A 22,556-nucleotide genomic window follows, 5' to 3' on the forward strand; every position below is an offset into this window, starting at 1 on the left:
ATCAACGACAATCATAAGGGGTAAGCATCATGGCGCTGACGACGGATTTTGCGGGTGTCGATCGAGATACTGGAGCCGCCGAGACGAAGACTGACTATTCGCGTTACCGCATCGTGCCCGCGAGGCACCCTGGACGTACGGCGGGCACGATATTTGCCGCACTCGTCATAGCGGTCGTCCTTTATTCCACCTTCACCAATCCGCGCTGGGGCTGGGGTGTATTCGCCGAGTGGTTCTTTGCGGAGCCGGTGCTGGTTGGTCTTGGCAGGACGTTGCTGCTGACGGCGCTTGCGGCGGTGTCGGGGTCCATTCTGGGAACGGCCTTGGCGTTGGCGCGCGTATCGAAGTCGCCGCTGCTTGCAAGCCTCTCCTGGGGCTATATCTGGCTGTTGCGTTCGATCCCGATGATCGTGCTGCTGCTGGTTCTCAACAATCTCGGCTATCTCTATGAAACCATTAGCATCGGCGTTCCGTTCACCGACAAGGTTCTGTTCGATTATCCGACCACACAGCTGCTGACGCCGTTTGCCGCGGCCTTTCTCGGACTGACGCTGAACCAATCTGCTTTCTTTGCTGAAATCGTGCGTGGCGGCATTCTGTCGGTCGATCAAGGCCAGTTGGAAGCGGCTGCATCCCTCGGCCTGTCTCGTCGCCGCCAGGCGTTCCGCATCGTCCTGCCGCAGGCGATGCGCTCCATCCTGCCCACTGGTTTCAACGAGATCATCGGCCTCGCGAAGAGCACCTCCATGGTCTATGTGCTCGCCCTGCCGGAACTCTTCTACACGGTGCAGGTCATCTATCGCCGCAATCTGGAAGTCATTCCGCTCCTGATGGTGGCGACCGTCTGGTATCTCGTCATCATGACGGTGCTGTCGATCGCGCAGCATTATATCGAGCGCTATTTCTCCAAGGGTGCGGTGCGCAATCCGACGCCCTTGCCATTCCAGGCATTCTTCCGCCGCTTCCAGCGGCCACTGCCTGCCGCCGCGGCAGACACCAGATCGGACACCGCGACACTCGCCGCTTTTCGGAGCGTGACGGATCTTCGTGCTAAGGGTGGTGCTGTGCGCATCCACGGCATTTCGAAGAGCTTCGGCACGCTGAAGGTCCTGGACGATATCGAGCTCAACCTGCCGGCCGGCAGCGTCACAGCCATTATCGGCCCGTCGGGCTCGGGAAAATCGACGCTGCTGCGCGCCATCAATCATCTGGAACGCGTCGACAGCGGCTTCATTTCCGTCGACGGCGAGCTTGTCGGTTACACACAGAAGGGCGAGGTGCTCTATGAGCTCAAGGAAAAGGACATTCTGAAGCGCCGGACCGACATCGGTATGGTCTTTCAAAACTTTAACTTGTTCCCGCATCTCACTGTTTTAGAAAACATTATCGAGGCACCGATCCAGGTGCGCGGGGTGAGTCGCGACGAAGCGACTGTCTTTGCGCAGGAGCTTCTCGCCCGCGTGGGTCTCAGCGACAAGATCGACGCCTATCCCCGCCAGCTCTCCGGTGGCCAGCAGCAGCGTGTCGCCATCGCTCGCGCGCTGGCACTGCGGCCGAAGGTTCTTCTCTTCGATGAGCCAACCTCCGCACTCGATCCTGAGCTCGTCGGCGAAGTGCTCGATGTGATCAAGGAGCTTGCCCGCACCGGCACGACGCTCGTCATCGTCACCCACGAGATTGGCTTTGCCCGCGAGGTCGCCGATAGCATCGTCTTTATGGAGGGCGGCCACGTTATCGAAGCCGGCTCGCCAACGCAGATCCTCAACGATGCGAGACATCCGCGTACGCGCGCTTTTCTCGCCAAGGTTCTCTAGCAGTCGCAGGTAGGCATTTGACGCTCTGACGCAACGGGCGTCCTGATCATTGTAACAACAATAACAACTTAGAATTGAAAAAGGAGAAGGGAAATGGCATTCATTGAGAGAGCAAAATATATCGTTGCCGGCGTGCTGACGGTGGCAGCGATGAGTGGGACGCCGACGATTGCGGCCGAAAAGTTCAACCTGAGCCCGGATACCTCCAATCGCGTTCGCGCCCAGAAGGACGAGGCAGCAATCAAGGCGATTGCGCCGGGCTTCAAGTTCGTCAATCCCGGCAAGTTCACGGTCGCGATCAACCCATGGGATCCGCCGATCGCCACCTATGCGACTGACGCCAAGACCGTCGTAGGCGCTGATCCGGATATCGCGCAACTGCTTGCAGACTCCCTCGGCCTGCAGCTCGAGCTGGTGCCGGTCGCCTGGGAGGATTGGCCGCTCGGCGTCTCCTCCGGGAAATATGATGCCGTCATTTCCAACGTGACGGTCACGGAAGAGCGCAAGCTGAAGTTCGATTTCTCGACTTATCGCAGGGACGTGCTCGGCTTCTATGTGAAGGCCGACAGCAAGATCACCTCGATCAAGGAGCCCAAGGATGTCGCTGGCCTGAAGGTCATTACCGGCGCCGGTACCAACCAGGAGAAGATCATTCTGGAATGGGACCGGCAGAATGTGGCAGCCGGCCTGAAACCTATCGAGGTACAGTATTACGATGATCGCGCCGCCGCCGATCTTGCTTTGCAGTCCGGCCGTGCCGATGTCGAGTTCAATCCGAATGCGACACAGGCCTATAAGGCCGCCATCAACGGCACAAGGAAGCTTGTCGGCACCGTCTCCGGCGGTTGGCCGCTGACGGCCGAAATCGCCGTGACGACGAAAAAAGGCGCTGGCCTTGCCGATGCCGTCACGCTCGCGCTCAACGATCTGATCAAGAACGGCAAGTATGGCGAAGTGCTGAAGCGCTGGAGCCTCACTGCCGAAGCGGTCGATCAATCCAAGACCAACCCTGCGGGCCTGCCGAAGAGCGGCTCGTAATGTTGGTCGGGCGGACCGGCGTCAGTGGGGCTCACGCCGGTCCGCTCCCATCCATCTCAAATGGAGAGACAGGTTCCGTGACTATCCGCATTACGTTCAAAACTGTGATAGCAGCCGCCATGGCGCTTACCTTGACCGGTCTTACTCCGGCAATGGCAGCCGAAGATTTCGATCTGAGCCCGGAACAGCCGGGACGTCTTCACGCGGCGAAAAACGAAGCGGCGATTGCCGCTATCCCAAAGGATTTCAAGTTCGTCACACCAGGCACATTCACCGTGGCGGTCGCGCCAGGCGGCCCGCCGCTGGCGACCTACGCGACGGATGCCAAGACTGTCGTCGGTGCCGATCCCGATTATGCCTATGCCGTCGCCGATGCGCTCGGACTGAAGCTCGAGCTTGTCCCGGTCGCCTGGATTGACTGGCCGCTTGGGCTGACCTCAGGCAAATATGATGCCGTCATCTCCAACGTCGGTGTCACCGAGCAGCGCAAGGAGAAGTTCGATTTCTCCACCTATCGACAGGGCCTGCACGGTTTCTTCGTCAAGAGCGACAGCAAGATCAGTGGTATCAAGGAGCCGAAGGATGCTGCCGGGCTGCGCATCATCGTCGGGGCCGGCACGAACCAGGAGCGCATCCTGCTGAAATGGAGCGATGAGGATGTCAAAGCCGGTCTGAAGCCGATCGAGCTGCAATATTACGACGACGAGGCGGCGAGCCTTCTGGCCCTCCGCTCGGGGCGCGCCGATGTCATCGTGCAGCCGCACGCCCAGCTGGTCTACATCGCCGCTCGCGACAAGAACATCAAGCGCGTGGGCACACTGAGCGCCGGCTGGCCGGATCGCTCGGATGTCGCGATCACCACGCGCAAGGGCAGCGGTCTCGCGGCGCCACTCACCATCGCAACGAATGGACTGATCAAGGATGGCACCTACGCCAAAATCCTCGACCATTGGCACCTTGCCGAAGAAGCCTTGCCGAAGTCGGAAACCAATCCGCCGGGCCTGCCGAAATTTTGAGGAGACAGCATGAGCCGCCAAGCCCCATCGATCAGCCATATCGGCTTTCTGACGCCGGGAAACTATCCGGATGAGGATCCGCTCGCCGGCCTGGAACAGACCCTGCAATTGCTTGAATACGGAGAGCAGAAGGGTTTCAACAGCGCCTGGGTTCGCCAGCGGCATTTGGAGCCCGGTATCTCCTCAGCGAGTGCCTTTCTGGCGGCTGCAACGCAGCGCACGCGCCACATCGAGCTTGGCACCGCCGTCATTCCCATCGGCTACGAAAGTCCGTATCGGCTTGCCGAGGATCTGGCGACTGTGGATGTGCTGTCGCGCGGACGATTGAATATCGGCTTGAGCGCTGGTCGGCCGCTGCATGCGGATCTGATCGGGCCGCTTGCTTTCGATGGCGATTGGGAGAGCCACGATTTCTCCCATCAGAGGGTGCTGCGCTTTGCCGACAATCTGAGGGGCGCCTATCTCGGCAATCAGGATACGGTCATCAAGACGCCGTTCGGCCCGCAGCGTCCGCGGCTTCAGCCCTATGCGAAGGGTCTGATCGATCGCATCTGGTATGGCGGCGGCTCATTGCGGTCTGCCGAATGGGCTGGCCGCAACGGCTTCAATCTGCTGATCGGCAATGTCACCACGGGGGAGCAGACAGACGATTTCTTCGTAGCGCAATCGCGCCAGCTGGAAACCTATCGCGCGTCTGGAGGTGATTCGAGGCGGGTGGCGCTCGGCCGGGTCATTGTGCCTTTCGACAGCGCAGATGCGATTACCCGCAAACGCTACACCGACTATGCGGCTGGCCGCTATGAGCGCACGCTTACGCCTCAGGGCGAACGACGCACGCTTTTCGCCCGCGATGTCGTCGGCTCATCGGATGAGATACTGGAGCGCCTGCGCAAGGACCCGATCCTGCCCCATGTGAGCGAGTTCCGGCTGGAGCTGCCCTACGAATTTCATGATGAGGAATATCGGCAGATCATCCATGACTTCGTGACGCTGGTCGCTCCGGAGCTTGGCTGGAAGGAGACCGCGCTTCTGCGTCGATCCGCATCCTGAGGGCTACGGCCACCCCACATCCGTAATGCCCGGATCGACGGGTTCTACGCCCGTCCGATCCGGTTCGCTTCTGTCCTGAAGAGCTTGGGCTACAGCCTCTGTCAGCAGGCGAGAGAGGTCGCGGCGTCCGTTCCTTCGAGAATTCGCTCAGCAAGAAGCAGGGCTTCCTTCTGAGACGCAACGATTTCCATTCTTATGCCGAATGCCTTCGTTGCAAGGTTCGTCTGCAGCTGCATGGCGGCGCGCTTGATTGCGCTTGCCTCAATGCCAATGACTGCCTTGCAAACGGCAGCAAGCGCCGTCTTGTTCTTCTTCAGCCAAATGCCGCGGGCCTTGCGATCCTCGTGCTCTTCGGTGTGTTCGTCGCCTTCCATGATCACGACGAAAGGCATCGAGAGAGCGAGCAGGGCGTCCATCTCCCGCTCCCATTGTTTCGAATAACCTGGCTGGATAGCCACAGCGGATTGGCGCACGATCGGCCAAAGGGAAACGTCGTGAAAGGTGAAGTTGGTTGTATCGATTGTCATATCGGTCTCAGGCGATCTTATCGGTCACGGCGGCAAACAGCATCTCGGCGCCGTGTTGCGACGAGGCGATGGCGTAAGCCGCTCGCTCGCGCATATCGGTCTCGTAGTCCAGCAGGGCTGTGCAGGTGGTCTTAATCTCCTTTCCGGCTTCGGCCAGGATCTGCGCCAGCATGCGGGCATCTTCGAGAGCCGTATTGGCGCCGAGGCCACCGGCAGGGCTCATCGCGTGGATTGCATCGCCCAGAAGCGTGATGGCACCGAACGGCCAAAGGGCGTCGGGGCGTCCGCTTCTGACGGGAAGCGCTGCTACCGCTTCGGCCTTGCTCCGGCTGATGATCCGCTTCAATTCAGGATGCCAGCCGCGCATGGCGGTTCTGAGCAAGACAGGCAGATCCTGGGTATGGTCGTACGTTTCCAGTCCCAGCCTTTGGCGGGGGCCGATCAGTGCCCAGTAGAGGTAATCGGCGACCGGCGTAAGCTTGCAATCGGGCGCGAGACTGGCGGCAAGCTTCGGGAAGTGATCGCCGAACCGCATGAGATCGAAGATTGCCGTGCACCCATCGGCAAAGATCACGGTCGTTCCGTCTCCAAGCAGATCGGCGGCATCGCTCAGCGGTATTTCGCTCTTGCCGTAGACACAAATGGAGCCCGTGTCCACCGGCTCGGCATAGGGTGCCAACTGGCGTCGCACCTGCGAGTTCACACCATCTGAACCGACGAGTAGGCCGCAGGAAACCGAGGCGGCACCTTCGAAATGCACTTCGACACGCCCATCATCCATGCGGCGATACCGCGTAAGGGCATGGCCGAAATGAACGTGATCCTCAATCCCCGACAACAGGATTTCGCGAAGGGTGAGGCGATTGACACTCAGATCGCCGTCATCATCATTTTCGCCGGTATCCCAGCTCGTCGGCGTGCGGCCGGTAACGGGCAGAAGCTGAGGCGTCAGGAAGCACGCGGATCGAGGGCTCGTCGAGGCGGTCGCTCGAAAGAGGTCGAATTGAGTCTTTAGAAGGCAGGCTTCCAGCGCCTGTTGTCCATTCTGATCGATTCGGATGCGATAGCCCTGCAAGCGGCTATCAGCTGCCGGATCGCGCTCGTAGACATCAAAACGGATGCCGGCGCGCTTCAATCCCTGGGCAAGGCACAGGCCTCCAAGGCCTGCGCCGATGATGACGACATGAAAGTCCTGCATAGGCCTTCTATTCCGTTCACTATTCGACTTCGATTTTGTCAGGGAAGAATAGCGTGCCACGACCGGGACGTGGTAACGACATTCGGTCTTTAAATGTTGCAAAGCGGCCAAACGGAACATGGGCATCGAAGATATTGGCGAGCGTCTCGACGGGCCACCGCTCATCGCCTTCTGGGGATCGGATGAACCGGGCAGCGCGTTCCGCTTAGGCACTCAGGAATATGATTGGCACGCGCATGGCCGCGGGCAGCTTTTCTGCATCGAAAGCGGGCTTGTCCGTGTCGATACACCTGGTGGTTCCTGGCTATTGCCGCCGCAGCGTGCGGGCTGGATTCCGCCAGGTGTCATGCACAAAGCGGGGATCAACGGCGTGCTGAGCGGCTGGGGTATCCTGCTGACACCGGACGCCAGCGCCGGATTGCCATCGACACCCTGCGTCCTGAGCGTGAGTGAGGTTTTGCGGGCATTGGTGCGTCGCGCGGCGACATGGCACTGGGAGGAAAAGCTCTCGCCGCAGCAGCGTCGTCTGGCAGCCGTTTTGCTGGACGAGGTTCGGGCCGCACCGCGCGAAAGCCTGCATTTGCCTATGCCGGCGGACCGGCGCGCTTTGCGCATCGCGGAAGCCGTACTGCGGGAACCGGCCAGCGAGGAGACCCTTCATGCGCTGGCGCTGCGGGTGGGAGTATCCGAGCGATCGGCCAGGCGGCTGTTCAATGCCGAAACTGGCATGTCGTTTGCCAATTGGCGGCAGCAGGTGCGCTTGCTGCTTGCGCTTGAATATCTGAGTGCGGGCAAGCCGATCGCCGAGGTGGCGGACAGCCTGGGATATGCGAGCGCCAGCAGTTTCATCGCCATGTTCAGAAGGGCATTCGGCCTATCGCCGCGTCGTTACCTCTCCGTCCGGAAAACTTGATTCGCGCTTGAACGACAACAGGAAAAGGCGCCGACCTGTCGATCGGCGCCCATAGATGGCCTACGCGGCTATCCGGCGAGGCCGGAGGGCGAGCAGGCGCAGCGCATTCATGGTCACCAGTACGGTTGCGCCGGTATCGGCGAGGATCGCCGGCCAAAGTCCGGTGATGCCGACGATCGTGGTGACCAGGAACACGCCCTTCAGGCCGAGCGCGATGGTGATGTTCTGGCCGATATTGCTCATCGTCCGCTTGGAAAGATCGATCATCTCGATGACATCTCCGACGCGGCCATGCAGCACGGCGGCATCCGCCGTCTCCAGCGCAACGTCGGTGCCGCCACCCATGGCAATCCCGACATCGGCTGCTGCGAGTGCAGGCGCGTCGTTGATGCCGTCGCCAACTTTAGCGACGTGAAAGCCTTGCCGCTTCAGATCGCCGACGATCCGCTGCTTGTCTTCGGGCAGCAATTGCGCGCGAACCTCTATGCCGAGCGTCTTGCCGATCGCCTCAGCCGTGCGCTGATTGTCGCCCGTCAGCATGATCGTCTTGATGCCCGCATCGGCGAGAGCCTTGAGGCCTGCTGCCGTATCGGCGCGCGGTTCGTCGCGCATGGCGAGCAGGCCGGCTGCCGCACCCTTGGCAACGATGATGGAAACCGTCTTTCCTTCATCGTTGAGTGCGGCGATCCGGGCAGAGTGCTCCGAGGTCAATGAAGCGCGGTCAGCGGCCGCCTGCGGCGATCCGAGGAACACGTCCAAACCATCGACCGTGCCGCTGACACCCTTGCCGCCGATCGCCCTGGCGTCGATGACCTGAGGGATATCCGTTCCGGCTTCAGCCGCGCGGTCGAGGATGGCGCGGGCGAGCGGGTGGCTGGAGCCGGTTTCGAGCGCGGCTGCCAGCCGCAGCACGTCCGTATCGCTCATGCCGAGGCCGACGATATCGGTGACCTTGGGTTTGCCTTCAGTCAGCGTGCCGGTCTTGTCGAAGGCAATAGCGGTGACCTTGCCGATGTTCTCAAGCACGGCACCGCCCTTCAGAAGCAGGCCGCGGCGGGCACCGGAGGAGAGCGAAGCGGCAATTGCCGCCGGCGTTGAAATGACGAGGGCGCAGGGGCAGCCGATCAGCAGGATCGCAAGGCCCTTATAGACCCACTCGCTCCAGCTGCCGCCCAGAAGTAACGGCGGAAGAATTGCGACGAGCGCGCCGACAACGACGACCCCAGGCGTGTAGTAGCGAGAGAAGCGATCGATGAAACGCTCCGTCGGAGCCTTCGACTCCTGCGCTTCCTCAACAAGTTTGACGACGCGGGCGATGGTATTGTCCGATGCTGCCGCCGTTACCCGAACACGCAGCGCTGCATCGCCGTTGACCGTGCCCGCAAAGACGGTTGCATCCACGCCCTTGCGCACAGGCGTGCTTTCGCCTGTGACCGGCGCCTCATCGATAGCGCTTTCGCCGGAAAGAATTACGCCGTCGGCCGGAATACGGTCGCCCGGGCGAACCAGGATGATGGCACCGACGGCAAGGCTTTCGGCTTGCACTTCGCGGGCTTTGCCATTCTCTTCAAGGAGAGCGGTCTTAGGCACCAGATCGGTCAGAGACTGAATGCTGGCGCGCGCCTTGCCGGCAGCGACACCTTCCAGCAATTCACCGATCAGGAAGAGGAAGACGACGGCAGCGGCTTCTTCGCTGGCACCGATGATGACGGCGCCGATGGCCGCGATCGTCATCAGCATCTCGATCGAGAACGGTGTTCCCATCCTTGCGGCCATGAAGGCGCGCCGAGCGATCGGTACTAAGCCGACAAGCATGGCGGCAGTGAAGATCCACATATCCCAGGCCGGTATCAGCTTGCCGGCACCCCAGGCGGCGGCGAGTGCCACGCCGCTTGCGATCGTCAGGCGACCCTTGGCGGATTTCCACCATGGCCCCGTGGTCGATCCATGATCGTGACCGTGAAGACCGGCGACCGAGGCATCGTGCTCATCCGAAGCGCGGCTGTGATCGGCGTGATCAAGTCGATGCCCGGCGGCGCCATGATCATGTTTGCCGTGATCGTGGTCATGATCATGCCCCGCATGGTCGTGGCGATCGGACGTGTGCGTATGATGATCGTGCCCGCAGCCGCAGGCATGGTCGCTCTCTTCGGCCTTTGGTGCGGCGACATTGCTTTGCGGCAGCGGGAAAACTTTGTAGCCCAGTCCCGTGACCCGCTTTGCGATGTTGGGCAGCAAGTCCGGATCGCTCTGATGCTTGACCGTCATGATACCTGCGGTGACCGAGACGGAAACATCCTCGACACCCTGCAACCGGCGAACGGCCGTGTCGATTTTCGCAGCGCATGAAGCGCAATCCATGCCCTCTACGCGATAGCGGCTGTGTTGTGTTGTCGACGTCATGTTTCGGTTCCAGATTTTCTGCTGGAACCATCGGTACATCCTCTAGCAACTAGAGGGACAAGAGCAATTCTGCGAATTTTTGCGCAATCATTCGCAGGCGCTGCAATCGGTCTAGTCATATACCGTGAAGCCGCCCAGCTCCCTGCGGCGGCTGCTTACGGCATGGCGCAGGGAGACCTATAGTAGTTTCAGCAGGACCTTGCCGGTCTTGCCGGGCGCCAGCGAGGATTTCACAGCTTCCGCGATCTCCGCGATGTCATAGGCTGCTTCCACCGGCAGCTTGACCTCGCCTGAGGCGACGCGTGTGATCAATTCGCTGATCAGCCGCCGCCGCTCTTCCGCCGGCATGGCGGCGCTGACCTTGATGCCCCAGAAGCCCTTGATCGTGAGCTGCTTGAAGATGACGGCCCTAGAAGCGATCTGCATCGGCTTGCCGGCAGCGGTGCCGAAGGAAACCAACAGGCCGTTTTCGCCCAGCAGGTCTGCCAGGTCATTGCTCGCAACACCACCGACGGAATCGACTGCCGCGCGGATCGGTGCATCGCCGACCATGGCGCGCACCTTCGCCTTCCAATCTGGCGCGGCGGTCGAGACGGCATTGCCGATGCCGAATGCAGATAGTTCATCGATACCGCCGTCGCGCCGAACGAGATTGATCATGTGTATGCCGCGGCTGTGTGCCAGCATGGCCAGGGTCTTGCCGACAGCACCATTCGCTGCATTCTGGATGATCCAGTCGCCGCGCTCGACATTGAGGGATTCCAGAAGCGAAATGGCGCTGAACGGCATGGCGATCAGTTGTGCTGCGGCTTCGTCGGAGATCACGTCCGGTACCGGAACGAGGCTTGCCGCAGGTGCCGTGAATTGCTCTGCCCAGGTGCCATGGACGCCGGCTGCAACGACCCGTTTGCCGATCAGTGTCTTGTCGACACCTGCTCCCACGGCATCGACGAAGCCAACCGCTTCGCTGCCGCCGATGGCAGGCAAAACCGGCTTGTAGCCATAGGCGCCGCGCACGGTCCAGAGGTCGTGATTGTGGATGGGGGAGAGAATGGTGCGAATGCGCACGTCTCCTGCGGCGGGCTCCGGCATGGGCATGTCGGCCAGATAAAGGACCGCAGCCGGATCGCCGAAGACATCGTGGATGGCACTGCGCATTGTATTTTCCTTGCGTGTTGACATGCTGGTCCTGCTTTGGATCAAAGGCTGCCGGGGGCCGAAAGGGCTTGTTCGGTGGCAAGCATGGCCTGGTCGAGCGGTGTCCTGTCTTTTCCGAGCTTGGCGAGGATCGCTGCCCCGAGCCAAAGGCTATAGAGCGAACGAGCCGTCTTTTCCGGGATGCAGGATGGTGAAATCGAACCGTCCTCGCGCCCCTCGGTGATTGTTTTGGTGAGGCGGCGAATGAGATCCTCGACACCGCCGAGCAGGATCACGCGCATGTTGTCTGAGAGATCGGAGATCTCGGCAGCAAGCTTTACCACCAGGCACCGATCGGCGAGGCTGGTATTGCCATCGGAAAGCCAGGCATCCCAATAGTGCATCAGGCGTTGGCGGCCATTGCCCTTCCAGCCGAAGAGCGCGTCGAGCCGCTCGGCATAATCGGAGCAATATTGCTTTAGCAGGGCGCAGCCGAAGGCCTCCTTGGATGCGAAATAATAATAGAATGAGCCTTTCGGCACGGCGCTCTGTTCGAGCAGCTCCTTCAGGCCTACGCCTCCGAAACCCTTGCGCAGCACCAGTTCCCGCCCGATTGCGAGAATATGGCTCCGAGTCAGCTCTGATTTCTTCTTCGTCATCATGAGCGGTCCGTAACAAATAATCGACCGGTCGTCTATAAACCCGATGTTGTTCGCGGTCAGATCAGTGCGAGGGCCGCAAGCGAGAGGATCAAAGCCGGAAACATCACGAGAGCGCCGATCCTCAGGAAAGCCAGTGCTCCCATGTGGAGCCCTTCGCGGCGAAGAGCGGCAAGCCAGAGGATGGTGGCGAGCGACCCGGTGACGGAGAGGTTGGGTCCAAGATCGACGCCGATCAGCACCGCGCCGGCAATGGAATCAGGAACATGGGCGGCCTGCACGGCGCTACCGGCGAAAAGACCGGCCGGCAGATTGTTGACGAGGTTGGAGACGATGGCAACGGAAAGCCCGGCAGCCCCGACCGCCTGTGTCTGCGACTGAGCCGCCAGAAGTGCCAGCTTTTCAGAGAGAAGAGCGGTGAGGCCCGTGTGATTAACTGCCTCGACGATCACGAAAAGGCCCGCAACCAGAGGTATCACGCTCCAGCTTATGCCACGAACCGTTTCCAGCGGATTTTGCCGGGTGAGGGCGAGAACGATGACGGTCGTAAGCAGGCCCGCGACAAATGTCGGGATGCCGAGATCGAAATTCATCGCCGACGCCGCGATCAGAATGAGGGCGGTGACCACGAGACCCCATCCTGCCAGCTTGGCGCTGTGGGAAAGGGCGGGTTGTCCGACATCGCGGGCGATCGTGTCTTCCGCCAATGCATGCCGCTGCGTCCAATAGAGGCAGGCGAAGGTGACGATGATCGAGACGATTGATGGCAGCAGGAAGGTCTGCATCCAGCGCGACAGGGGTGGCATCTCCCCGCCGGCGAAGATGACCAGATTGGCCGGATTGGAGATCGGCAGCACGAAGCTCGCGGCATTGGCGATGAAGGCGCAGACCAGCAGATATGGCATGGGGTCCTTCACACGCGCCGCACGGCAGGCTGCGTAAACGGCCGGCGTAAGCACAACGGCGGTTGCGTCGTTCGACAGGAATACCGTCACGACCACGCCGACGACATAGACGAGCACGAACAGCCGGCGGGGAGAGCCCCTGGCATGCGAAGTGGCGATCGCCGCCACCCAATCGAAGAGCCCTTCGCGCCGTGCGAGCTCCGACAACAGCATCATGCCGATCAGGAAGAGATAGACATCAAACCCTTTGGAAATGCCTGTCCATACATCGCTTGGGCCGATGAGCCGCAGCGTAACGAGAAGTGCTGCGCCGAGCACCGCCCAGATCGCTTCCGGCCATCGGAATGGGCGTGTGACAACACCGAGGGCCGTCAGGCCGGCGATGCTCCAGGTTATGGCGGATTCGGTCATTCAGCTCGTCTTGGATTTGAGGTCGGAGCGGCTATGTAGCATCCCTGCCGAGCCGCGCAAACCGTAACCACGCCATGTTTCGATAGAATCCGGCATGATGGACCGCTCTAAGAGAGCGCTATGCCTTCCTTGCTATATCGTCATGCGATTTGTCAGCTCGCTCGACAAGGACGGAACATTCCGCATGGCGGATGACATATTCGACCGTCGAACCGAAGATGCGATCGATAATATCGGAGGTATGCGTCGCAAGAATGATCAGGTCGGCCTTCTTCTCCTTGGCGACGGTCAGCAGCGTCTTCGATGCCGTGCCCATGCGTACGTCGACGGAGGCGGTAATGCCGAGACGCCTGCACAGAGCATCGAGCTTTTCCTCAGCCTCCGTGATCACCGAAACAGCCCAATCGTCCGGGCTTTCGCGTCCGGAGGGAAAACGCTCGATAACATGCGCGACGGTCAATTCGCCGCCTGGAGATAAAAGTGCCTGAGACGTCCGCAACAGGCGTTCGGCGCGCTCGCGCGAGCCCAGCCCAATTGCGCAAATGATCTTGTCGTACATTGCATTCTCCCAAAACGTCCCGGCCGGAAGCAGTTCTTCGGCCTCGCTTGCAATCTTTCCGGTTAAACTTGCCCGGACAAGCAAACGCGTACCCAGCACATCGATAATGAGAGCATCCGTCAAGTCTCGTTGCCGGCATGATGCAAACCATACATATCTGTGGGCCCTCGGCCGATGACTGCTCGTCTCGCAGTCGGCGCAGTCCTTTCGAGCAGGTGATTCGCCAGCCTGGCGTGAAGTTTAGCGCAATAGAGGTCAAATGGTCGCGGTTTTCATCTCCGATCGCATAGCGAGCGGCCGTGGATTCGCGCTTCCCGAAATAGACGTCAGAATCGGGAAAATTGCTGCATTGCAAACAGTTTAGCCGCCGGACGATGGAGTGCCGCTATCGCAACAATCTAGAAATATCATGGGCTTCTGCGTCAATCTGACATGGCTGTGGCGAAGCCCTGCGACATCCTGCACGCTTTTGCGCAGTGCACAAATTATCTTAGAACCATGTCGCGAACAGCTTGCCATGAGATCAACCCATCGGCGAGACGGGTGCTGCTATTCTTGTCGCTGACAAGAGGCAGAAAGCCAGTCATATTGGGGCTCCGATATCGTCGATTGCGGCAAGTGCGTTCTGGGTTCGACGAAAGATTGATGGTCTGCAATGCAGTTCATTCGATCTTTATTGGTCCGCGAACCCTCCTCGATGACACTGACTGGAAAGGACGGGCTCACGTGACAGCCTCCTCCGCCACCGATGGAATGTTGGAAAGACGCAAGGTTGCGAACCCTGCGTCGCAGAGTTCGATTAACGACAAGGCGGCGAGTGAGCCGATGGCCGCAAAGTGTCCTGGCCTCCGCCTTGCATCGGTGCTGCTCTGCCTGTCTTCTCTCGGATGGATCGGTCAGGCGGCGATGCTTGCTGTAGGTGTCGGCGCGATCAGCGATGGTGGCGGTGTCGGCGAGGTCGCGGTTCCGGCCGCCGTAGTTGCGGGTATCGGCGTCCTGCGGGCATTCCTGGATGCGGTGGGCGGGCGCCTCGCATTTGTCGCTGCGCGCCGGGAACTGAGCGCGCAGCGTGCGGCGGCAACTGCAGCTCTTGCGGCATGTTCCCCCCTCGACAGCGGCAGGCCGGCCTCCGGTTTGGCGGCAAGTGTGCTGGGCGAGCAGGCGGAAGCGGTCGTTCCTTATCTCGCGCGCTTCCGTCCGATCCGCATGAGAGCAAGCCTGGTGCCGCTGGTCATGCTCCTCTGTATCCTGCCGATTTCCTGGCTGGCGGCGCTGATCCTCACGCTTTGCGCGCCGCTCATTCCGATTTTCATGGCGTTGATCGGCTGGCGCGCCAAGGCCGCCAGCGAGAGGCAGCTCGCCGAAACCGGCGGCATCAATGCCTTCCTGCTCGATCGTCTTCGCGGCCTCGCGACCATTCGCGCGCTCGATGCCGTCGACCTCACGGCCGGGCGCCTGCGCGCCGATGCGGACTCATTGCGGCTGCGTACCATGGCTGTGTTGAGGATCGCATTTCTGTCTTCGGCGGTGCTCGAATTCTTCGCCGCGCTCGGCGTTGCTGCGACGGCCGTTTATGTCGGCTTCAGCCTTTTGGGCTCGATTGAAATCGGGACCTGGGATGGTCGTCTCACATTGACACAGGGCCTCTTCATTCTGCTGCTCGCGCCTGCGTTCTTCGAGCCGTTGCGGGAGCTGTCAGCCGTTTGGCACGATCGCGCCGATGGCGAGGCAGCACTTTCGGCATTGAAAGAGCTGGCACCATCGCGCCAAACCATTCTCGGCGGCGCCGAATTGCAATCGTCCACGCCGACAAGCCAAGCCTCCGTCGAGATCGAAGCGCTGGTCTTCCGCCATACGCCGGGACGAGACGCCGCAATCGATCATTTCGATCTCTCCATCGGGGCCGGGGAGCATGTGGCACTCTGGGGTGCCAGCGGCTCGGGCAAGACCACACTTCTGTCGCTGATTGCTGGCCTTGCGCGACACGAGGGCGGCGTCATCAGGATCGGCGGCATCCCGCTGCGTGACGATACCGCAGATGCATTGCGGCATCGAATGGCGTGGATCGGGCAATCGCCTCATATCTTTGCGGGCAGCGTCATGCGCAATATTGCCTTGGGGCGCGGTGGTATCGATGCTCCCGCCGTTGCTTCGGCTCTGGAAGGTGCGGCTCTCGATCGGGTCTTTACCTCGGAGCGGATAGCTGCGGTCGGCGAGGGAGGGCTCGGTCTTTCCGGCGGCGAGGCGCTGAGGCTGATGCTTGCGCGGATGATGGTTGATGAGCGAGCCGATATCATCCTGGCGGACGAGCCAACAGCCCATCTTGACGCGCGGACTGCGGCCGCAGTCACGGATACCCTGCTCGCGCTCGCCAAGAGCCGCATCCTGATCGTCGCCACGCACGATCCCGTGCTTGCCGCGCGAATGGATCGCATCGTCCGGCTCGATGAGCGGGCGCGGAGGGTAACGGCATGAGGACGTCCCTCAAGATCCTCCTGCCGTTGGTCAAGCTGTTCTGGGTCGAGCGTGGCGCGCGCCTCGCTCTCGGCGCAGGCTTGTCCGCGCTGGCCATGCTTGCCGGCGGTGGGTTGCTGGGGTTGTCCGGCTGGTTCATCACCGCCTCGGCCTTTGCAGGCATGACGGTCGCGAGTGCCGCGGTTTTCGACGTGTTTATGCCGTCAGCCGGCATACGCCTGCTCGCCATCGGCCGGACGGCTGCCCGATACGGCGAGCGGCTTGTCACGCATGATGCGACCCTCAGGGTTCTTGCCGCCTTGCGCGAGAGGTTGTTTCGCGGCTGGGCGGAGCCTTCCGCGGCTGCGGTCATGATCCGCCGGCCGGCAAAGCTGTTGTTCCGCCTGACGAATGATGTCGATGCGCTCGATTCCCTCTATCTGCGCGTGCTTGTGCCGGCCGTTGTCGCCATTCTTGCCGCTATTGCGGTAACGATAGCGCTCTGTTTCATCGGTCCATCGTTCGGCGCCATGGCGGGGCTTTGGCTTGTCGCGCTCTGTCTTGGTCTTTCTATTGTCGCGGCGCGTCTGGCGCTGAAGCCAGGACGTCGCCGCGCCCACGCGATGGAAGCGTTGCGTGCTCGGGTTGTCGATCTTGTCGCCGGTCAGACCGATCTGGCGATGGCTGCACAGCTGCAGGCACAACAGGCGGCGATCGTCGAAGCGGATCAGCGATTGGCGAAGGCTGACAGCGCCTTGAATAGGATCGACAGTGGCGTCGCAGCCGGCTTTTCACTTGGCTCGACATTCCTGTTGACGATGACACTGCTTGTGGTTGCCCTCTTTGCCAAGCAGGGCGCGATTGGTGCGCCTGCCGCAGCCTTCGCGCTGCTCATCGCCTTCGCTGCCACGGAACCTTTTGCGGCTCTTAGACGAGGGGCGCTCGAACTCGGACGAACCCTGCTGGCTGCAAGGCGCATTGCACCTCGATTGAACTCGGCCGCCGCTTCCATGCCGCGGGTTGAACCGGTTGCCGGCTACGCCTTTCAGCTCAGCGCCGCCGCCGCCGGACACGGGGGAGCTCTTAGCCCGGTCCTGAACGATCTGTCTCTGTCGCTGCCGGTCGGCGAGCGGCTGGCGGTCGTGGGTGAAAGCGGCGTCGGCAAGTCGACATTGCTGGCCCTGCTGGCAGGCGAGATCGCTGCGACGAGCGGCGCGGTGGCTTGTCAAGCTGCTGCGACGCTAACGCAGCGCAGCGACGTGTTTCGAGACACGGTGCGAGGCAACCTGAAGCTGGCAGCGCCTCATGCGAACGACGAACGGCTGCGCGATGCTCTCGCAACCGCCGGCTTGGTCGACGACATCGATGCACTCCCTCATGGCCTTTCCACGCACCTCGGCGAAGGCGGCAGCGGCCTCTCCGGCGGCCAGCTTCGCCGGCTGGCGCTCGCAAGGCTCCTGTTGCGCGATACGCCGCTCTGGCTTCTCGATGAGCCGACGGAAGGCCTCGATGCCGCAACGGCCCGTGCCGTGCTTGCTCGGCTGGCCTCGGTGGCCGATGGGCGCAGTCTCGTCATTGCTACACATATTCGTCGTGAGGCTGCCTTGGCAGATCGGATCGTCGCTCTGAACGACGGCCGCATCGTCGCCATGGCTGTGCGCGGCACGCCGGAATTCGAAATGCTTCTCGATCGGCTGCGGCCGGACTGAGGGGCAACCAACATGCCCGCGGCGTGTCGAATGACGCCGCATTCCTGTCAGACACACCGTAGGGGGTGGGAGAAAGACTATGGAACTCGATATCGTGGCGCTGTCGCGCCTGCAGTTCGCCATGACGGCGCTGTATCACTTTCTGTTCGTGCCGTTGACGCTCGGCCTTTCCGTGCTGCTTGCCATCATGGAGACGACCTATGTTATGACCGGCCGCCAGATCTGGCGGCAAATGACGAAGTTCTGGGGGACGCTCTTCGGCATCAACTTCGTGCTCGGTGTCGCCACCGGCATCGTGATGGAATTCCAGTTCGGCATGAACTGGAGCTACTACAGCTATTATGTCGGCGACATTTTCGGCGCGCCGCTGGCGATCGAAGGATTGATGGCCTTCTTCCTCGAGGCAACTTTCGTTGGCCTGTTCTTTTTCGGCTGGGACAAGCTCTCCAAGGTCGGCCACCTGGTCGCGACCTGGGCGGTGGCGCTGGGATCGAATTTCTCGGCGCTGTGGATCCTGATCGCCAATGGCTGGATGCAGAACCCGGCAGGCTCGGCGCTGAACCCGCAGACCATGCGCATGGAGATCGTCAGTTTCTTCGATGTCGTCTTCAATCCGGTGGCGCAGGCAAAGTTCGTTCACACCGTCTCGGCGGGCTATGTCTGTGCCTCGGTCTTCGTGCTCGGCGTTTCTGCCTGGTATCTCCTGAAAGGCCGCAGCGTCGAGCTCGCGAAGCGTTCAATGACGGTTGCCGCATCCTTCGGCCTGGCTTCGGCGCTTTCGGTCGTCGTGCTTGGCGATGAAAGCGGCTATCTGACGACCGAACATCAGAAGATGAAGCTCGCGGCAATCGAAGCCATGTGGAAGACCGAACCGGCGCCGGCCGCCTTCACCGCTTTCGGCTTCCCAGATCAGGAGGCCCGCGAGACCCATTATGCCATTCACATTCCCTGGGCCATGGGCCTGATCGGGACGCGGTCGCTGACGACGGAAATCCCTGGCATCGACAAGCTCGAGGAACAGGCCAAGGACCATATTCGGGAGGGTATCAAGGCTTATGACGCGCTGATGAAGATCCGCGCAGCCAAGCCGGCAACGCCCGGCGAAGTCTCGCAGGATGTTGCCACTGCGCGCACCTCCTTCGAGGATATCGGCCACGAGCTCGGTTATGCTCTGCTGCTCAAGCGCTATGTCGACGATCCTCGCCAGGCGACGGAGGAGCAGATTGCGCAAGCGGCTCGCGACACCATTCCGAATGTGCCGACGCTCTTCTGGTCATTCCGCATCATGGTCGGCCTTGGGATGTTCTTCATCCTGCTGATGACGGTCTTCTTCTTGCTCTCGGCTCGCCGGAAACTGGATCGCTATCCGCTGCTGCTGAGGATCGCGGTCTTCGCCATTCCGCTGCCCTGGGTCGCCATCGAGCTTGGCTGGGTCGTTGCGGAATTCGGCCGTCAGCCATGGATCATCGAAGGCGTGCTGCCGACGGCGGCGGCCGTCTCCAATCTTGGCGCCGGCACCGTGCTTCTCACCATCCTCGGTTTTGCCGCGCTCTACACCATCCTCATCGTCATCGAGATGATGCTGATGATCAAGGCGATCCGCAATGGCCCCGAAGCGGATGACGAGCCGGAGGCCAAGCTGATTTCCGAAAACCTCGTTCCGGCTGCGGAGTGACCTGCCATGATCCTGCATGAATTGATCGATTATGAGACCCTGCGCATCATCTGGTGGCTGCTTCTCGGCGTGCTTTTGATCGGTTTTGCCGTCACCGACGGCTTCGACCTCGGCGTCGGCACGCTCCTTCCCTTCGTCGCAAAGACGGATACGGAGCGACGCATCGCCATCAATTCGATCGGCGCGACTTGGGAGGGAAATCAGGTCTGGCTGATCCTTGGCGGCGGCGCCATCTTCGCCGCCTGGCCACCGCTCTATGCCGTGTCCTTCTCCGGCTTCTACCTCGCCATGTTCGCCATCCTGTTGGCGCTGATCCTGCGGCCGGTTGCGTTCAAATACCGTTCCAAGCGCGATAGCGCCGGCTGGAAGGCGGGCTGGGACTGGGCCTTGTTCGTTGGCGGTTTCGTTCCATCGCTGATCTTCGGCGTAGCGGTCGGTAACGTGCTGCAGGGCGTGCCGTTCCGGTTCGACGACGATATGCGCATCTTCTACGAAGGCTCCTTCTTCGCGCTTCTGAATCCATATGCACTCCTCTGTGGTCTGCTGTCGGTTGCCATGCTCGTCATGCACGGCGCCGCCTGGCTTCTCGTCAAGACAGATGGAGTTGTCGCCGAACGCGCGCGTCGGTTCGGCACGGTGGCGGCTCTGGTTGTGATCGTGCTCTTCGCGCTCGGCGGCCTGTTCCTTTGGATCGGCATAGACGGCTATCGCATCGCCAGTGCAATCGATGTCGAAGGCCCATCCAATCCGCTTCTGAAGACGGTCGAACACAGCGCGGGCGCATGGCTTGCCAATTATGGCAGCCATCCATGGATGATGATCGCGCCGGCTCTCGGTTTCCTGGGTGCGGCAGTGGCCTTGCTTGCCATGCTCGGGCGGCGTGAAGTGACCGTGCTGCTGTTCAGCAAGCTTGCCATCTTCGGCATCATCTCAACCGTCGGCGTCTCGATGTTTCCCTTCATCTTGCCGTCCTCACTTGATCCGCGCTCCAGCCTCACGGTCTGGGACGCTTCGTCCAGTCATCTGACGCTCTTCATCATGCTCGTCGTCGCCGTCATCTTTCTGCCGAGCGTGCTTGCCTACACCGCATGGGTTTATCGCGTGCTGTGGGGCAAGGTTGACGAGGCGACGGTGAACGATAAGGGCGGCCACGCCTACTGATCTGCAAGGAGATTTCGCATGTGGTATTTTGCCTGGCTTCTCGGCTTCCCTCTGGCCGCAGCATTCGCTGTCCTCAACGCCATGTGGTACGAACTGGTGGATGATCAAGCGAAAGCGAAAGCCGCGCTCACTCAGGAAAAATGAGCGAGCGTCCCATCCTTGATGGAACTTTGCCATATGATCGGCACGCCGGACCAAAACCGGCGTGCCGCGCTCGCAAGAGCGAATGGCGATAACCGGGATATAGGTTCCTGGGTTTATGACTGCCGAGTTGGTCAAACAGCTTTGTCATGCCGTCAATTACGGGAGTATCGGCTGGTTCAAGGCATTCATGGCTCGAAAATATTGGGATATTTGGTTTTCTTAGAGATGAAAAATGCGGTAGATAGCTCCACATAGCGGGAATTGTATGCAATGATATGCCATCAATGCCGGCCGGAGTTTCAGCTCAGGTCTGGTCTCGTGCGGAGCATGAAATGAAAGACTGGCATCCCGATCTCAGCCGCTCCTCCAGCCCCCGCTACATTGCCATAGCCGACTTGATCGAGATGGATTTGCGCAGCGGCGTTCTTGCCGCCGGGGACAGGTTGCCGCCGCAACGCGCGCTTGCCAAGCGTCTCAGCATCGATTTTACGACCGTTGCGCGCGGCTATGTCGAGGCGCAGAAGCGTGGGCTTGTGGATTCCCATGTCGGACGCGGGACGTTCGTGACTGGCAGGCAGGAGAGGGAGCGCCGAAGTTTTGCTCTCGACGCCGCTTCCGATCCGCGTCGTGCCTCCGCGATCGATTTTTCGATGAATCTCCCGCCGGAACCGAGCGATCCGGATCTTCTGGCCCGCATGCAGGAGGGCATGTCGGCCGTAGCGGTCGATCTTATTCCCTTGCTGCGGTATCAGGGATTTGGCGGCCTGGCTGTGGACAAGGAGGCCGCCGCAATCTGGCTCAGCCGCCGGGGCCTCACCCCGACACAGGAGCGCATCTTCATAACACCCGGCGCGCACCCGGCCTTGCTGGCGATCTTTGGCCTCTTGGCCAAGCCAGGCGAAACCGTTCTCTCGGAAAATATTACCTATCCCGGCATGCGTTCGATTGCGGCGCAGCTCCGGCTCAATCTCTCGGGCCTGGCGATGGATGAGGAAGGTGTCTTGCCGGAAGCTTTTGAAGACAGCTGCGAGCGCCTGCGACCGAAGGCGCTTTACCTCAACCCGACACTGCAAAATCCGACGACGCTGACGATTCCGCAGGCGCGGCGCGAAGCGATTGCCGCAATTGCCCGCAAATATCGTGTGCCGATCATCGAGGACGATGCCTATGGCTTCATTCCGCTGGATGCGCCAGCGCCAATGGCTGCAATCGCCCCGGATCTGACCTGGCATATCGGTGGATTGGCAAAGTGCATCGGTGCGGGGTTGCGTTTGGCCTTCGTCGTGGCGCCGGATACCCGGTCGATATGGCCCTTCGTGAGTGCGATGCGAAGCAACAATGTCATGGCGTCGCCGCTCAACATGGCGCTTGCGACGCGCTGGATCGAAGATGGCACTGCCGATGGTATTCTGCGTTTCATTCGTACGGAGGCCGCCGCCCGCCAGGAGATGGTCGCTGACACATTGCCATCAGGCAGCTATCGGGCTGACCCCATCAGCTTTAACATCTGGCTGCCGCTGGGTAACGGCTGGACGCGTGCCACCTTCGGCAGCCATATGCGCAATGCAGGTATCGGCGTTGTTGCAAGCGACGCATTCACGGTAGACGGCGTGGCACCTGAGGCCGTGCGCGTTTGTCTCGGTGGCCCAATAGGCCGCGAGGCCTTGAAGGGTGCCTTGAGTTTCATGGCGCATGCGCTGCAGGGGCCGCCGGAATTGGCCGCCTCCTTTTTCTAGTCTTCTGGCGCAACATCGCTATTGATGGGAGCGGCGCAGGCTCCTTA

The 22,556-nt window shown here is 61.0% G+C and carries 18 protein-coding genes; 11 read left to right on the forward strand and 7 right to left on the reverse strand.

Annotation, left to right across the window (positions count from 1 at the left end; all coding sequences use genetic code 11):
- Positions 1-29: 29 nt before the first annotated feature.
- The 4 genes from AC13QY_RS04140 to AC13QY_RS04155 all read left to right on the forward strand — a co-directional run bounded on the left by AC13QY_RS04140 (position 30) and on the right by AC13QY_RS04155 (position 4,918).
- The gene (locus AC13QY_RS04140) at positions 30-1,814 is read left to right on the forward strand and encodes an amino acid ABC transporter permease/ATP-binding protein (RefSeq protein ID WP_113353721.1); all 1,785 of its coding nucleotides are present in this window, start codon (positions 30-32) and stop codon (positions 1,812-1,814) included.
- 93 nt (positions 1,815-1,907) lie between these two features.
- Positions 1,908-2,852, forward strand: coding sequence for an ABC transporter substrate-binding protein (locus tag AC13QY_RS04145; RefSeq protein WP_113353722.1), 945 nt, complete (start codon positions 1,908-1,910; stop codon positions 2,850-2,852).
- A gap of 119 nt (positions 2,853-2,971) precedes the next feature.
- Positions 2,972-3,868, forward strand: a complete 897-nt coding sequence (locus AC13QY_RS04150) for an ABC transporter substrate-binding protein (RefSeq protein ID WP_113353723.1) — start codon at positions 2,972-2,974, stop codon at positions 3,866-3,868.
- Positions 3,869-3,877: 9 nt separating this feature from the next.
- The gene (locus tag AC13QY_RS04155; RefSeq protein ID WP_113353724.1) at positions 3,878-4,918 is read left to right on the forward strand and encodes an LLM class flavin-dependent oxidoreductase; all 1,041 of its coding nucleotides are present in this window, start codon (positions 3,878-3,880) and stop codon (positions 4,916-4,918) included.
- A 101-nt stretch (positions 4,919-5,019) separates the two neighbouring features.
- Here AC13QY_RS04155 and AC13QY_RS04160 read toward each other — a convergent pair whose 3' ends face one another.
- Positions 5,020-5,445, reverse strand: coding sequence for a hypothetical protein (locus tag AC13QY_RS04160; RefSeq protein ID WP_113353725.1), 426 nt, complete (start codon positions 5,443-5,445; stop codon positions 5,020-5,022).
- A 7-nt stretch (positions 5,446-5,452) separates the two neighbouring features.
- The gene (locus tag AC13QY_RS04165; protein ID WP_113353726.1) at positions 5,453-6,643 is read right to left on the reverse strand and encodes an FAD-dependent oxidoreductase; all 1,191 of its coding nucleotides are present in this window, start codon (positions 6,641-6,643) and stop codon (positions 5,453-5,455) included.
- A 118-nt stretch (positions 6,644-6,761) separates the two neighbouring features.
- Here AC13QY_RS04165 and AC13QY_RS04170 point away from each other — a divergent pair, with 118 nt between their 5' ends.
- Complete coding sequence (locus AC13QY_RS04170) at positions 6,762-7,556, forward strand: AraC family transcriptional regulator (protein WP_488492740.1); 795 nt, start codon at positions 6,762-6,764, stop codon at positions 7,554-7,556.
- Between the two features lie 60 nt (positions 7,557-7,616).
- On the opposite strand, the gene AC13QY_RS04175 is transcribed toward AC13QY_RS04170, so the two are convergent.
- The 5 genes from AC13QY_RS04175 to AC13QY_RS04195 all read right to left on the reverse strand — a co-directional run bounded on the left by AC13QY_RS04175 (position 7,617) and on the right by AC13QY_RS04195 (position 13,630).
- Positions 7,617-9,959 carry a heavy metal translocating P-type ATPase gene (locus AC13QY_RS04175; protein ID WP_152095483.1) on the reverse strand — a complete coding sequence of 781 codons (2,343 nt, stop codon included), beginning with the start codon at positions 9,957-9,959 and terminating at the stop codon, positions 7,617-7,619.
- Positions 9,960-10,136: 177 nt separating this feature from the next.
- Entirely contained in the window at positions 10,137-11,117 is a 981-nt protein-coding gene (locus AC13QY_RS04180; protein WP_113353729.1) for a zinc-binding dehydrogenase, read from the reverse strand.
- Positions 11,118-11,158: 41 nt separating this feature from the next.
- Positions 11,159-11,758 (reverse strand): TetR/AcrR family transcriptional regulator, encoded by a 600-nt coding sequence (locus tag AC13QY_RS04185; protein ID WP_113332378.1) that lies wholly within the window; start codon positions 11,756-11,758, stop codon positions 11,159-11,161.
- A 56-nt stretch (positions 11,759-11,814) separates the two neighbouring features.
- Positions 11,815-13,071: an arsenic transporter gene (locus AC13QY_RS04190; protein ID WP_113353730.1), complete on the reverse strand. Its 1,257-nt coding sequence runs from the start codon at positions 13,069-13,071 to the stop codon at positions 11,815-11,817.
- Between the two features lie 118 nt (positions 13,072-13,189).
- Positions 13,190-13,630, reverse strand: a complete 441-nt coding sequence (locus AC13QY_RS04195; RefSeq protein ID WP_113353735.1) for a universal stress protein — start codon at positions 13,628-13,630, stop codon at positions 13,190-13,192.
- Between the two features lie 825 nt (positions 13,631-14,455).
- Between AC13QY_RS04195 and cydD the strand changes: the two genes are divergently transcribed.
- The 6 genes from cydD (at position 14,456) to AC13QY_RS04225 (ending at position 22,509) form a co-directional block, all read left to right on the forward strand.
- A complete protein-coding gene (gene cydD / locus AC13QY_RS04200) occupies positions 14,456-16,105 on the forward strand; it encodes a thiol reductant ABC exporter subunit CydD (RefSeq protein WP_371864858.1) in 1,650 nt (549 codons plus the stop codon).
- Positions 16,102-17,793 (forward strand): thiol reductant ABC exporter subunit CydC, encoded by a 1,692-nt coding sequence (gene cydC / locus AC13QY_RS04205; protein WP_145634115.1) that lies wholly within the window; start codon positions 16,102-16,104, stop codon positions 17,791-17,793. The genes cydD and cydC overlap by 4 nt, the downstream gene beginning before the upstream one ends.
- Before the next feature lie 79 nt (positions 17,794-17,872).
- Positions 17,873-19,468, forward strand: coding sequence for a cytochrome ubiquinol oxidase subunit I (locus AC13QY_RS04210; RefSeq protein ID WP_145634118.1), 1,596 nt, complete (start codon positions 17,873-17,875; stop codon positions 19,466-19,468).
- A 6-nt stretch (positions 19,469-19,474) separates the two neighbouring features.
- A complete protein-coding gene (gene cydB / locus AC13QY_RS04215) occupies positions 19,475-20,629 on the forward strand; it encodes a cytochrome d ubiquinol oxidase subunit II (protein ID WP_269245581.1) in 1,155 nt (384 codons plus the stop codon).
- 18 nt (positions 20,630-20,647) lie between these two features.
- The gene (gene cydX / locus AC13QY_RS04220; protein ID WP_113390170.1) at positions 20,648-20,773 is read left to right on the forward strand and encodes a cytochrome bd-I oxidase subunit CydX; all 126 of its coding nucleotides are present in this window, start codon (positions 20,648-20,650) and stop codon (positions 20,771-20,773) included.
- Between the two features lie 332 nt (positions 20,774-21,105).
- Positions 21,106-22,509 carry an aminotransferase-like domain-containing protein gene (locus AC13QY_RS04225; protein WP_113351086.1) on the forward strand — a complete coding sequence of 468 codons (1,404 nt, stop codon included), beginning with the start codon at positions 21,106-21,108 and terminating at the stop codon, positions 22,507-22,509.
- Positions 22,510-22,556: the final 47 nt, after the last annotated feature.

Source organism: Martinezella sp. CNPSo 3795, from assembly GCF_057784475.1.

What these genes read in the sequence shown, in the direction of transcription:
- AC13QY_RS04160 (WP_113353725.1), bottom strand. Translation starts at nt 5,445, where the DNA reads ATGACAATCGATACAACCAACTTCACCTTTCACGACGTTTCCCTTTGG.
- AC13QY_RS04140 (WP_113353721.1), top strand. Translation starts at nt 30, where the DNA reads ATGGCGCTGACGACGGATTTTGCGGGTGTCGATCGAGATACTGGAGCC.
- cydB (WP_269245581.1), top strand. Translation starts at nt 19,475, where the DNA reads ATGATCCTGCATGAATTGATCGATTATGAGACCCTGCGCATCATCTGG.
- AC13QY_RS04175 (WP_152095483.1), bottom strand. Translation starts at nt 9,959, where the DNA reads ATGACGTCGACAACACAACACAGCCGCTATCGCGTAGAGGGCATGGAT.
- AC13QY_RS04150 (WP_113353723.1), top strand. Translation starts at nt 2,972, where the DNA reads ATGGCGCTTACCTTGACCGGTCTTACTCCGGCAATGGCAGCCGAAGAT.
- AC13QY_RS04165 (WP_113353726.1), bottom strand. Translation starts at nt 6,643, where the DNA reads ATGCAGGACTTTCATGTCGTCATCATCGGCGCAGGCCTTGGAGGCCTG.
- cydD (WP_371864858.1), top strand. Translation starts at nt 14,456, where the DNA reads ATGGCCGCAAAGTGTCCTGGCCTCCGCCTTGCATCGGTGCTGCTCTGC.
- AC13QY_RS04170 (WP_488492740.1), top strand. Translation starts at nt 6,762, where the DNA reads ATGGGCATCGAAGATATTGGCGAGCGTCTCGACGGGCCACCGCTCATC.
- AC13QY_RS04210 (WP_145634118.1), top strand. Translation starts at nt 17,873, where the DNA reads ATGGAACTCGATATCGTGGCGCTGTCGCGCCTGCAGTTCGCCATGACG.
- cydX (WP_113390170.1), top strand. Translation starts at nt 20,648, where the DNA reads ATGTGGTATTTTGCCTGGCTTCTCGGCTTCCCTCTGGCCGCAGCATTC.
- cydC (WP_145634115.1), top strand. Translation starts at nt 16,102, where the DNA reads ATGAGGACGTCCCTCAAGATCCTCCTGCCGTTGGTCAAGCTGTTCTGG.
- AC13QY_RS04155 (WP_113353724.1), top strand. Translation starts at nt 3,878, where the DNA reads ATGAGCCGCCAAGCCCCATCGATCAGCCATATCGGCTTTCTGACGCCG.
- AC13QY_RS04180 (WP_113353729.1), bottom strand. Translation starts at nt 11,117, where the DNA reads ATGCGCAGTGCCATCCACGATGTCTTCGGCGATCCGGCTGCGGTCCTT.
- AC13QY_RS04185 (WP_113332378.1), bottom strand. Translation starts at nt 11,758, where the DNA reads ATGATGACGAAGAAGAAATCAGAGCTGACTCGGAGCCATATTCTCGCA.
- AC13QY_RS04195 (WP_113353735.1), bottom strand. Translation starts at nt 13,630, where the DNA reads ATGTACGACAAGATCATTTGCGCAATTGGGCTGGGCTCGCGCGAGCGC.
- AC13QY_RS04225 (WP_113351086.1), top strand. Translation starts at nt 21,106, where the DNA reads ATGAAAGACTGGCATCCCGATCTCAGCCGCTCCTCCAGCCCCCGCTAC.
- AC13QY_RS04190 (WP_113353730.1), bottom strand. Translation starts at nt 13,071, where the DNA reads ATGACCGAATCCGCCATAACCTGGAGCATCGCCGGCCTGACGGCCCTC.
- AC13QY_RS04145 (WP_113353722.1), top strand. Translation starts at nt 1,908, where the DNA reads ATGGCATTCATTGAGAGAGCAAAATATATCGTTGCCGGCGTGCTGACG.